Origin of the sequence: Pseudoalteromonas sp. ECSMB14103 (assembly GCF_000813065.1) — a bacterium.
Classification (GTDB): domain Bacteria; phylum Pseudomonadota; class Gammaproteobacteria; order Enterobacterales; family Alteromonadaceae; genus Pseudoalteromonas; species Pseudoalteromonas marina.
In genome coordinates this window covers 931,114-943,131 of record NZ_JWGY01000001.1, presented here as the reverse complement: position 1 = coordinate 943,131, position 12,018 = coordinate 931,114, and the positions used below count along the sequence as shown (strand labels likewise).

The following is a 12,018-nucleotide window of genomic DNA, read 5'->3' as shown; positions in this document are numbered from 1 at the left end:
ACCCTTGTAACTTAGGTATTTTAACCCATGACTGCATTTTCAAATCATCAAATTGTGTTAACTGCTATCGGCGAAGACAGGCCTGGTATTGTCAGTGAACTGACGCAATTAGTCAGCGACTGTCACTGCAATATTATTGACAGCCGCATTGCCATTTTAGGCTGCGAGTTTACCTTTATAATGTTATTGCAGGGCGATATGTCGGCCATAAGCCGAATTGAACATGTGTTACCAACCAAAGCAATGGAACTTGGCTTGTTAACCATGATGAAACGCACAACCAGCCATAGCCCTAGCGAGTTTTGTGCCGGTTACACATTAGAATACACGGGTATAGATACCCCTGGTACGCTAAGCAAAGTGACACGCTTTTTTGCCGATAACCACATCAGCATTTGTTCTTTAAAGTCAGATACGTTTAATGAAGAAACTGACACTAAAATGCGCTGTGAAGTAGAATTTAATATCCCCATAGATGTAGACATAGATAAATTTAAAATTAGTTTTGAGAGCCTTTCTCATACCCTAAACGTAGATTATATTTTTAAACGCATTCGTTAAGGAAATAGCATGAACACAATTAGTCCATTACAAGCTGGTGATACAGCGCCCGCTTTTAGCTTACAAAACCAAAACGACGAAACAATCACATTAAGTGAATTGTTAAAAGAGCAACAAGTACTTGTGTACTTTTACCCTAAAGCGTCTACACCAGGCTGTACCGTTCAAGCAGAAAACCTGCGCGACCAACAAGCCGAGCTTGCTAAGCTTAACACCCGTGTTGTAGGCATTAGCCCAGATCCAATTAAGCGCCTTAAAAACTTTGAAACTAAAAAAGAGCTTAACTTTGATTTACTCGCCGATGAAGATCACGCCATTGCAGAAGCATTTGGTGTATGGGGCTACAAAAAGTTTATGGGTAAAGAATACGACGGTATTCACCGCCTTACATTTTTAGTAGGCCAAGACGGTAAAATAAAACACCTATTTGATAAGTTTAAAACCAAAGATCACCATCAAGTGGTATTGGATTACTTAGCGGCTGAATAAGCTCGCTAACTACGACCAAAAAAATACATAAAGCGTTGCCCTAGAGCAGCGCTTTTTTTTATGTTATTTACTAAATAACGTGGTTAAATAAAGCATCTTCGAAAAATAAATAAACAACTGCACGTTTTGAATTTAAAGTTACAGTTTGTTCCTTTTTGTTTTCACCAATACGCTCTATTAGGTTACTTATTTATGAGACAAGAATTAAGAACTAAAATCATTGAAGTATGTGATAAAAAAATTGCCAGTAAAGGTGATAATGTAGGTCTGTCTTTCTATGCTTTTTTTGCTAATAAAAACAACAATCCTGAACTTTTAATGGAAGCTGCTACTTGGTGGATTCAAACTCATCAGTTAGATCACTTCGTTAAAGCTCATAAAATAAAACAGATGGTACTGAGTAATTTATAAGCCCTAAAGTGTTCATATTCAATGTGCATAATGCTTTAAGCAACAGTTAAAAGCGCGATTTAAAGTCTCTAAATCAAGGAGTGTGTATGTCTTTTGTAAAAAAGCTATTTCGGTGGTCACGAGGCAGGCAAAAATCGGGCTATGATAAAATGCTGCTTTGTGGTGCATTTTGGCCCATAAAGTTTGATGTGTATTTATTAAAGTTCCCAAAAGGAAGTGAAATACCACCGCACACTGATCTTGTTAAGGGTGGTCAGCATTACAGACTAAATATTGTGTTAAAAAAAGCGGATATAGGCGGAGAGTTTATTTGCTCTAGCCTCATATTTGAAACAGAAAGGATCAAGTTATTTCGCCCTGATATCAGCAGGCACCAAGTATCAAAGGTAGAAAAAGGTAACCGATATATACTCAGTATTGGCTGGATAAAAAATACTTAGTCAAAAACTCCCCTTAAAGTGCACTTTAATCTAGTACTCACCATCTTTCACGGTATAGTCTATTGATATATTGAGCATAAAAAACTAAATATAAGGATTTAAATTTGAAAAAGGCAGTTAGGTTTAAAGCGTATTTAGTGGCTTTAATCACATGTATTATTGGGTTTCAGTTTTCGCCGGCAAGTAATCAGTTTTATGCAAACCCGTTTTATATTGGCGGTATTATTTTTGCAATCGTACTAATTGTGAATGTTATTAATTACTTCTGCCCAAAGTGTAAGAAAAACCAGGTAATGCAATCAGCTACTAGCTATCGCCTGCCAACAAATAATTGCTATCACTGCAGGGAAGAAATTAACTAACATTGTCGGATGGCGCTTTGCTTATCCGACCTACGTGTTTAAATAAGCTTGTTAGAGTTTGATATAAAGAGTGCTTGGAAAGAGTGAGCATTGAAGTTGCTGTGTTGGGTTTCGTTTCACTCAACCCAACCTTTTATCTACAGAATATAACTTAACGCAGAGCAGCTTATCGCTTACAGCTAACCACTTAAAGCCGCCTTTGCGCTTTAACTAATTCCTAAATACTTATGTACTTGTATTGATAGGCGCCAGTTTTTTGCAATACAGGTGTCGATTGCTAATTTGGTTGCAGATACCTTTTGGCTTATTGGCTGCAAGTAAACAAGTTTAGGATTAACACCTGTTTTGGCAAATAATTCTTCAAGCTCTTCTACGTGCTTTTGCATTGCTACGGGATGTTTAATTTCGTTTGCACGCTTCATGGCGCTGGTAAGTACTTCATAACCGCCGCGCATGTTTATTTTAGGCGAAACGGTAACCCATGTTTGCTCTGGGGCGAGTATTTCAAACGTGCCGCTGGTTTCTATTTGTGTGGTAAAGCCTTGTGCATGTAATAAGTTACATACTGGGTTTAAATCGAACATGCATGGCTCGCCGCCAGTAATTACTACGTGCTTTGCGGTATAGCCACGTGATTTAAACAGCTCAAGTACTTGCTCGGCGCTGGCATCGGCCCAATGATCTGAGTCGGCTTTTTTCTCTACAGTTTCGTCAAGAGACACTTTGTATACGTTGTCTACATCCCATGTTTGTTTTGTGTCGCACCACGAACACCCTACAGGGCAACCTTGCAGGCGTAAAAATATTGAGGGTGTGCCAGTAAAGCTTGCTTCACCTTGAATGGTTTCAAACACTTCATTAATTTTGTACAAAAGAGATCTCACTTACTACCTAGCAGCAACATTGCTACTATTAAAGACGAAAAAGCACTGAGCAAAAATTGTTATTTAAGCCGCGGCCGTGTAGTATATCGCGCCCTGATATAAACCTCTATTAAAACTAAGAGCAAAACAGATATGACGCAAAAAGTAGTTGTTATTTATTCCGGCGGTATGGACTCGTTCACCGTGTTAAATAAAGCCCTGCAACAAGGCCATGATGTATATGCCCTTTCGTTTGACTATGGTCAGCGTCATGTAAAAGAGCTTAAAGTTGCAGCGCAAGTATGTGAAAAACTCAATGTGCCACACAAAATAGTTGATATTTCAGCTATTAATCAGCTTATTGGTGGCTCATCATTAACCGATAACATTGATGTACCAGAAGGCCACTACGAAGAAGAAAGCATGAAGAGCACGATTGTGCCAAATCGTAATATGATTTTGCTCTCGCTTGCAGTTGGTTACGCAGTATCACTTAAAGCAAGCCAAGTTTATTACGGTGCTCATTCTGGGGATCATGCTATTTACCCCGATTGCCGTCCTGAATTTGTGCAAAAAATGGATGATGTATGTCGTATTGCAAACTACGATGCAGTAGAAATTTTTAGCCCATATCTTAATAACACCAAAATTGATATTTTAACTGACGGTATTAAAATGGGTTTAGATTACAGCCAAACATGGACATGTTACAACGGCCGTGAAAAGGCCTGTGGTAAGTGTGGTGCGTGCCAAGAACGTTTAGAAGCATTTGCACTAAACAATATTACAGATCCGTTAGAATACGAATAAGCAACACATAAATAAAAGAGAAAGGCTATGTTACATAGCCTTTTTTATTGCATAGTAAATTAATTACACGGCACTTCAGACTCTATAGCCAGCGCCTTACGCGAGCTTTATAGATAGTGAATTCATCACCAAATAATTTAGTAAGCGCACGTTCTTCTGGCATTATTTGAAACAACGTTAAATAGCCAATAAACCCAATAACACCTAACATTGCCCAAACAGAGCTTAACCACACACCCCACCCAGCTAAAATAAATGCAAATCCTAAATACATGGGATTACGTGAAATTCGGTAAATACCGCTGGTAACTAATTTTGATGCCTGTTCTGGTTTATTGGGGTTTACTGTGGTTTTGGCTAGCTTAAAGCTCACAACACCCGCAACACAGCTTGCACAACCAATAATAACTAAACTTGCCGCCAAGTAGGCAACAAATACAGTAAAGTCAATAACACTGTAATGCGCTATAAGCGCCATAATGCCTGCAAAAAATAGAACAACTATAACGGGAGGTATTTTATTATTTAGCATAATAACTCTCTGATAAAATTAGTTTATAAAATAGTGTGTTAGTAACTATATGGCGATTGATTTGACATTAAACAACCCTGTTACTGTATAAAGTATGAACACCAAACAAAAAGCACTGATTTACATGTATATAGCCACAGTGTTAATTGATTGATTTCAAATCATCGCCCTTTACAAATAAAGTTACAATTGTCAGCTTTATCTAAAGAGAAGAAAGCGTATACTTTAAAAATAAAAATATAAAAGGAATATAGTTATGTCTGGTACTACGATGATTGTGCTAATTGTGCTTATATCTGTGGGTTCGGGTGTGGTTTACGATATGTATAAAAAGCATTTAGAATTTAAACATAAAATGCAAAACAACAATAGCGATGCTCATAAACAACTTGCTGAAACAAAAGCAGAAGTGGTTGCACTAAGAGAACGTGTACAAACACTCGAAGCCATTGTGACCGACTCAAGCTTTAACGTTAAGCAAGAAATCAACAAACTGTAAGCGTTGTTAAACGCTTACTTGTTCACTAAGGCCCTTAAAGGTAGTTTGGGTATAAATGGGCATTTTCTGGTTGCTCTATTCCATGGGCTGCTAAAAACCCACCTATAGCTTGTCCACACCCTTGCGGTGCACGCCCACTGTCTATTTCAAAGTTTAATTGATTAGCTTCTTGCTTACCCATTGAGCACAAATCAACTGTATTTGGTGAGCGCATTGCAATGCTTAACTTACCAATACTTTCTACCGCCACACTTTTACTAAAGCGGGCAAAACCTTGATACTTAAACTGCTCATTTACATAGTCGTTGCTGGTGTTAACTAAGGCTGTAATAAAACCATGTAAAAAGTGATTAGTAGACGAACCCGTAGTTAAAAACGCAATTGTTTTGTTATTAAATTCATTAAGCTGAGCGTTGTCGCAATGAAGCTTTACTGTATACAAGTGTTGCTGCTCATTTATAACTTGATGGCTGGTAAGCTCAACAGTCGAGTCAGCAAAAACAATACGGCTGATTAAATCATTAATGTCATTATTGTGCTGAGCTTGTATGACTAGTTCAGGGTTTTGCGCCATGACAGGTAAGTCGTGATGATTATTAAACGGTGTGCTAATTGCACCATTTTGTTTTAACTGAAACAACTCTCTCACTTCGTGCTCACGCGCTACTTTTAAAGCTAAAAAGGCAGTTTGAATAAGTTCTGAAGTCGGCAAGTTTTCTTCTACTATCCAGCGCCTACCGAATAGCAATTTTTTTGCCTTATCGGCATTTTGATGGCCGCTTTTTTTGTAGTTGTCAGGGCTTAGTACTGCAACTTGTAGGTATATTTCATCGCCTTTTTGTGCAGCAAGAACTCTAAAGTGCGCTGAAAACTCTATGCTTTCGAGCACTTCATTTACACTTTCAAGTGTATGCTTGTAACGTAAAAAATGCTGTGGAACGACCCAATTATTATTAGCTAATTGCACAAGCGGCGCATAGGGAATTGGCTGCTCGTAGCTATGTTGCCATTTTTTGTCGTTACTGAGTAACGTATTTAGGTGACTATTTTTATCTGACATAAATAAACCAAATAAACTCGCACTGGGCAAGATATTAACTGTGCTTACATTACGTGTTTTGTTATGTAATTAGATCACAGCCGCCCGACAAAATTGGGCTTTTTTAACTATCGTATAGACTTTGATAGTCGCTTATAACTTTTTGATAATAAAGCTCATCTTTATTGAGCATTTTATTATAATGATTTAACAGTCGTTGAATGTAAGCCGTATGCTGTTTATTATTTAAGTCCCACATGGCATCACCTGTTTTACTTACCGTTTGGTTGCTTTTAAAGCTAACCTCTATGAGTTCGTATATACGGTTTTTATCGCTTATGATGTGCTCACTATGCAAACCTAAATTAAGCTTGTGTAAACCACTGCGCAGTAAATAGGTGTGGTGAATTGGGCATAAAATAAATCGCACATGCTTTACAGACTCTGGCGAGTTGTTAGCTATTATTTGCTGCACTAAACGCAGCGCTAATTCACCACCTATACCCGCTATAACCACTACCTGATTTGCTACATCATCAAGCTTTATACTTCCAACGTCCTGACACAAGACCTGCCATTCAGGCTTTTTATCACCAGGCGTCCTTAGTTTTTTGTTACGTGTAAGCGTTGCCTCAAGGTCGGCCATGACATTGGATAAAATATCAACAAATATGACCTTATCCGCAGCTGAGCGCTTTAACAAAGCCATTCCTAAATAGCCATGATCGCAGCAGCAATCCCAAATAGTGTTTTGCTGGCGAGTGATCAGCGCATCAATCGCAGCCAGTCGTTTACTGAGCTTCATTTAATCAGGCGAATGTGACATTTTATAGACAAGCGCTTTTAAACTTTTATCACTGTCTATTTCAATAAAGCGTGCGGTAGGTGCAAGGCGCGCTACAAATTCAATCGCACCTTGTGTGTGCTCAGCAATAAGTGCTTTAAATGCATCCTCAGTTAGCTCGGGGCTATTAGCGCATAAGAGTAATTTAGTTGTTTGATTAAGTAACTCAGGGAGCCTACGAAGCACTTTTTGGTAATCTTTAGTTAAAATAAAGCTACCTTTTTGAAAACTTGGTGGATCAACAATAATCAGATCAAACGGGGCCGCTTTTTTTAATTTACCAAACGACTTTAAAATATCGTGAGGTAAGTAACTCACGCCTTTGTCAAAGCCATTTAACTGATGGTTTTGCTTACCTACTTTGAGTACTCCTTTGCTCATATCCATATTCATTACGTGATCAGCGCCGCCCTGCATTGCTGCTAACGAAAAGCCGCACGTGTACGAAAATAAATTAAGTACTTTGCCATGCTTACTATTGGCCATTACAAACTCACGGCCGCTTCGCATATCTGGAAAAATCCCCGTGTTTTGGCGGCTTTGCAAATCAACTAAAAAGCGAATTCCGTTTTCGGTTACTGTATGCGGGTTAGGAAGCGCTCCAAACATAACGGTATTTTGGCTTTGTACACCCGCGCGCTGCTGATAAACAAGCGAGGTAATTAACTCTGGGTAATGCGCTTGCGCCCACTGCCAAAGTGTTTCGGTTAGCTGATTAAGCGTGTTGTCGTCTATTTCATCGTAAGAAACTAAAAATAAGCTTGGCGGGTAAAAATCTAAATTTAAGTGGCTTAATGTCTCAATACTATGGCCTCGCCCGTGAAAAACACGACACAGTTCGTTATTTAAAATAGGGGCACTCTCAAGTGCCGTGATAAGAGGCGTAAAATTTATAGTCATTTTTTAATTAATCAACTGTTGTTGTAGTTCGTGTATTTCGTCGCGCACAGAGCCCGCCTTTTCAAATTCTAAATTACTCGCATACGCGTGCATTTTAGTTTCAAGCTGCTTGATTTGCGCTGCAATTTCTTTCGCGCTAAGCACCTTTTTAGACTCTTTACGAATAAGTTGTAGGTTATCTTTAGGGCCAGCTTCTTCACCTACATCCATCACATCAAGAATCTTTTTGGCTAAAGCACGTGGCTCTATGCCGTTATCTATATTGTATTGATGTTGAATTTCGCGCCTGCGGCTTGTTTCATCTATCGCTTTTGCCATAGATTTAGTCACTTTATCGCCATATAAAATAGCACGGCCATCTAAGTGACGCGCAGCACGACCAATAGTTTGAATAAGCGAGCGCGTTGAACGTAAAAAGCCTTCTTTGTCGGCATCCAGTATCGCAACCAACGCCACTTCAGGCATATCTAAACCTTCTCTTAGTAAGTTAATGCCTACTAGCACGTCAAACACCCCTGCGCGTAAATCACGAATTATCTCTACGCGCTCTACTGTATCTATGTCTGAATGCAAATAACGAACTTTTACGCCGTGTTCACTTAGGTAATCGGTTAAATCTTCAGACATACGTTTAGTAAGCGTAGTCACTAATACGCGCTCACCTTTTTCAACACATTGGTATATTTCTGATAATAAATCATCAACTTGGTCGCCAACAGGCCTTACTTCTATAAGCGGGTCTAAAAGTCCTGTTGGACGAATAATTTGCTCTGCAACTTCCCCGCCACTGCGCTCCATTTCAAAGTCACCAGGCGTTGCCGATACATAAATGGTTTGCGGAGCAATGGCTTCAAACTCTTCAAACCTAAGTGGGCGATTATCCATGGCTGAGGGCATTCTAAAACCATATTCTACAAGGTTTTCTTTACGGCTTCTGTCGCCTTTATACATAGCGCCAATTTGCGACACCGTTACATGAGATTCATCAATAATCATTAATGCGTCATCAGGCAGGTAATCAAGCAAGGTTGGCGGCGGATCGCCGGGGGTACGCCCCGATAAATAACGACTGTAGTTTTCTATTCCCGAGCAATAGCCCAACTCGGTCATCATTTCTATGTCGTACTGAGTACGCTGCGCAATGCGCTGCTCTTCTACTAATTTATTGGCACTGAGTAATTGAGCTCTTCTATCTTTTAGTTCTATTTTTATATTTTCGATTGCGCCTAGAATTTTTTCTCGCGGAGTTACATAGTGCGTTTTAGGATAAATAGTGGCACGCACAATATGTTTTTCAACAGCACCTGTCAGCGGATCAAAAATACTCAAGCGCTCTATTTCGTCGTCAAACATTTCTACCCGCACTGCGTATGTTTCTGACTCTGCCGGGAATATGTCGACCACTTCGCCGCGAACTCGGTAAGTACCACGGCTAAACTCTATGTCGTTACGGGTATATTGTATTTCGGCTAAGCGGCGAAGCATGTCACGCTGGTCAACTTTTTCGCCTACTTTTAAAAGCAACATCATTTTCATGTATGACTGGGGGTCACCCAAACCATAAATAGCCGAAACCGATGCAACAATAATGGTATCCCGGCGTTCAAGAAGTGCTTTCGTAGCACTTAAACGCATTTGTTCTATGTGCTCATTTATTGAAGCATCTTTTTCGATAAACGTATCGCTCGATACAACATAGGCCTCTGGTTGGTAATAGTCGTAATAAGAAACAAAATATTCAACGGCATTTTTAGGAAAAAACTCTTTCATTTCACCATAAAGCTGCGCAGCCAACGTTTTATTGTGGGCCATAATAATTGTTGGGCGATTTAAGTCGCTAATAATATTAGCCATGGTGAAGGTTTTACCCGTACCTGTAGCCCCTAACAATGTTTGATGAGCAAGCCCTGCCTCTAAACCTTCGCACAACTGCTTTATTGCGGTGGGTTGATCCCCTGCTGGTTTAAACTGTGATTTTAACTGAAAATGATCACTCAACTATTGCACTCCTGTAACGACTGACTGCTCAAAGACTCAAGCTCTTTTATAAACCATTTATACGCTACCAATGCGGTAAATAAATTACCGACAGCAGCACCTATAAATAATCCCGTTAACCCTGCAAAATGACTACCTAAATAAGCAAACGGAACATAGAAAACAAACAACCGAATAATACTTAAAAACAGCGCGTTCATTGGTTTATGCAAAGCATTAAACGATGAGTTCGATAATATGATCACACCTTGCAGACCATAACTAAGTGGAATGATATAAATAAAAAGTTTAATTACATCTATTACCGCTTGCTCTTTACCAAATAACTGACTTATAACGCCAGAAAAAATAATCAGTAAAATATAAATTATGAACTGCCAAACCATGACGAACTTCAAGGTACCTATGTATGCATCTTTCACTCTACATAACTTTCCAGCCCCAAAATTTTGACTAACAAATGGAGGGAGTGTCATTGATAAGGCAAGCACTAAAATACTTGCAATAGACTCTATTCTGCTACCAACACCAAACGCAGCAACAGCCTCAGGGCCATGATTAGCAACAAGTGCAGTCATAACTGCCATTGCAACAGGCGTGAGCATATTAGCACCTGCAGCCGGCACACCTATTTTTAAGATTTTTCGGATTGCCCCCACAACCGTTTGTGAGCCCGCTTTTAAGCTAAGTAGTCGCTTTTTTACAGTTAATATATATAAAATAATCACAACTGCTACAGCCCAAGCTATTACACTTGCAATCGCAGCTCCTTGAATACCCATAGCAGGTATAGGGCCAAAACCAAATATCAGCATTGGGTCAAGTAATGCATTTATTAGCCCAGCCCCTCCCATTACAATACTTGGCGTTTTAGTATCGCCACTGGCACGTAATACGGAGTTACCAATCATTGGTGTGATCAAAAATACACTGCCAATAAACCAAATATTCATGTAGTCATGAATTAACGGAAGCACCTGCTGTCCTGCCCCCAATAATGTAAATACAGGGTCAATAAGTAGATAACCAATAAGCGATAACGCAAGCACCAATACAACAGCCACCATTATAGAGATGCTGGCATCAAATCGGGCTTCATCTATTTTGTTACTGCCTAATGCTTTTGCAATGACAGCTGAAGTACCTATTCCTAACCCTATAGCCAAACTAATGACTGTAAATGTAACAGGGAATGTAAAGCTCACTGCCGCAAGGGGCTCAGTACCTAACAAACTAATAAAAAAGGTATCAACAATATTAAACATCATTAACATGATCATGCCAAAAATCATTGGAACAGTCATGGTTTTCAACGTGGGCAAGATGGGATCGTTTAGTAAATCTGGGCGAGTCTTGGTATTTTGTGTTACGCGCATGAAATAAATAGCCTCTTTTACTGAGTTGATTATTTTAAAGCATCAGGGCAATTCAAGCCACGGATTTATCAATAGATTTACTGCAATAAAACTGCTTAAAGTGCGCCTTGGAAGTAAACATTGCTTTTTAAACGGTTTTGTTAAAACAGCGGCTTAACGCGTCAAAAAACAATTAAGACACATAATTGTTACTTTTATTACAAAACACACGCGTTACCTGATGCTTTTTTGCACAAATCTCCTTTTTGATTTATCGTAACGAAAAATTCCACTCATCGTATCACACACAATAAAACAAAAACTTTAAGCCATTGTTTTTAAAAGAGATAAAAATAATGATTTAAAAGCTTGAAATCGTTGTAGCACTCTAAATTACTGGTGCTGCTGATGTTCTTAAAGTTTCATAAACAGAGTTATCCACAGAAACCGTGGATAACTCATTGGACCCCGCATTTATAAAGGGTTTAAGAGAGATACATTTTTACTACTAACTTAAAAAGTGATGAGATTTGCTTTTTTAGTGTTTTATAACCTTTGCAAACCTATTTCATCAGGTTAGTAAATTTTATTTGCAATGTGATTATTAAGCTAACCTGTATTCAGCATTTATAATTGCAAGTTATTGATTGTATTATTTATGAGCACCTTTGCTTTTACTTGCATATATGGTTAGGTGCTAAAATTACAAATGTTTAAAAAGCATACGCTTTAGATTTTATTACTTAGGATTAAAAATACCCTAACGTCAGGTTTTTGAGTATAAATAGCTAAAACGAAGAGTCAGTACTTTTAAATTTTGTGTTTTACACAGACCAAATCATTTCAAAGTCGTATTTTATTTACTCAATTGTCTATAGCAAACGATCACTTAGCGCTAGTTTACCACTGATGGTT

General features: G+C 38.7%; 13 protein-coding genes. 6 read left to right on the top strand and 7 right to left on the bottom strand.

What is annotated here, in order from left to right:
• Positions 1 to 27 precede the first annotated feature (27 nt).
• The 4 genes from RF53_RS04475 (at position 28) to RF53_RS04460 (ending at position 1,901) form a co-directional block, all read left to right on the top strand.
• On the top strand, positions 28 to 561 hold the full coding sequence (locus RF53_RS04475) for a glycine cleavage system protein R (RefSeq protein WP_039036705.1): 534 nt from the start codon (positions 28 to 30) through the stop codon (positions 559 to 561).
• 9 nt (positions 562 to 570) lie between these two features.
• Positions 571 to 1,050: a thioredoxin-dependent thiol peroxidase gene (bcp, locus tag RF53_RS04470; RefSeq protein WP_039036704.1), complete on the top strand. Its 480-nt coding sequence runs from the start codon at positions 571 to 573 to the stop codon at positions 1,048 to 1,050.
• A 192-nt stretch (positions 1,051 to 1,242) separates the two neighbouring features.
• Entirely contained in the window at positions 1,243 to 1,461 is a 219-nt protein-coding gene (locus RF53_RS04465) for a DUF6500 family protein (RefSeq protein WP_006792323.1), read from the top strand.
• 86 nt (positions 1,462 to 1,547) lie between these two features.
• Positions 1,548 to 1,901 (top strand): 2OG-Fe(II) oxygenase, encoded by a 354-nt coding sequence (locus RF53_RS04460; RefSeq protein WP_039036703.1) that lies wholly within the window; start codon positions 1,548 to 1,550, stop codon positions 1,899 to 1,901.
• A gap of 568 nt (positions 1,902 to 2,469) precedes the next feature.
• On the opposite strand, the gene queE is transcribed toward RF53_RS04460, so the two are convergent.
• Positions 2,470 to 3,135 carry a 7-carboxy-7-deazaguanine synthase QueE gene (gene queE / locus RF53_RS04450; protein ID WP_039036702.1) on the bottom strand — a complete coding sequence of 222 codons (666 nt, stop codon included), beginning with the start codon at positions 3,133 to 3,135 and terminating at the stop codon, positions 2,470 to 2,472.
• Positions 3,136 to 3,279: 144 nt separating this feature from the next.
• On the opposite strand from queE, the gene queC reads away from it, so the two are divergent.
• A complete protein-coding gene (gene queC, locus RF53_RS04445) occupies positions 3,280 to 3,936 on the top strand; it encodes a 7-cyano-7-deazaguanine synthase QueC (protein WP_006792320.1) in 657 nt (218 codons plus the stop codon).
• Positions 3,937 to 4,018: 82 nt separating this feature from the next.
• Here the strand turns inward: queC and RF53_RS04440 are convergent, their stop codons facing one another.
• On the bottom strand, positions 4,019 to 4,468 hold the full coding sequence (locus tag RF53_RS04440) for a methyltransferase family protein (RefSeq protein ID WP_006792319.1): 450 nt from the start codon (positions 4,466 to 4,468) through the stop codon (positions 4,019 to 4,021).
• Between the two features lie 256 nt (positions 4,469 to 4,724).
• On the opposite strand from RF53_RS04440, the gene RF53_RS04435 reads away from it, so the two are divergent.
• Positions 4,725 to 4,967, top strand: coding sequence for a hypothetical protein (locus RF53_RS04435; protein WP_006792318.1), 243 nt, complete (start codon positions 4,725 to 4,727; stop codon positions 4,965 to 4,967).
• A 34-nt stretch (positions 4,968 to 5,001) separates the two neighbouring features.
• Here the strand turns inward: RF53_RS04435 and RF53_RS04430 are convergent, their stop codons facing one another.
• The 5 genes from RF53_RS04430 to RF53_RS04410 form a co-directional block, all read right to left on the bottom strand.
• Positions 5,002 to 6,027: a hypothetical protein gene (locus RF53_RS04430; RefSeq protein ID WP_039036701.1), complete on the bottom strand. Its 1,026-nt coding sequence runs from the start codon at positions 6,025 to 6,027 to the stop codon at positions 5,002 to 5,004.
• Between the two features lie 103 nt (positions 6,028 to 6,130).
• Positions 6,131 to 6,811: a tRNA (adenine(22)-N(1))-methyltransferase TrmK gene (locus tag RF53_RS04425; protein ID WP_039036700.1), complete on the bottom strand. Its 681-nt coding sequence runs from the start codon at positions 6,809 to 6,811 to the stop codon at positions 6,131 to 6,133.
• Positions 6,812 to 7,750: a class I SAM-dependent methyltransferase gene (locus RF53_RS04420; protein ID WP_039036699.1), complete on the bottom strand. Its 939-nt coding sequence runs from the start codon at positions 7,748 to 7,750 to the stop codon at positions 6,812 to 6,814.
• Positions 7,751 to 7,753: 3 nt separating this feature from the next.
• Positions 7,754 to 9,748 (bottom strand): excinuclease ABC subunit UvrB, encoded by a 1,995-nt coding sequence (uvrB, locus tag RF53_RS04415; protein WP_008129815.1) that lies wholly within the window; start codon positions 9,746 to 9,748, stop codon positions 7,754 to 7,756.
• Positions 9,745 to 11,124: an MATE family efflux transporter gene (locus RF53_RS04410; protein ID WP_039036698.1), complete on the bottom strand. Its 1,380-nt coding sequence runs from the start codon at positions 11,122 to 11,124 to the stop codon at positions 9,745 to 9,747. Before RF53_RS04410 ends, uvrB begins: the two co-directional genes overlap by 4 nt.
• Positions 11,125 to 12,018: the final 894 nt, after the last annotated feature.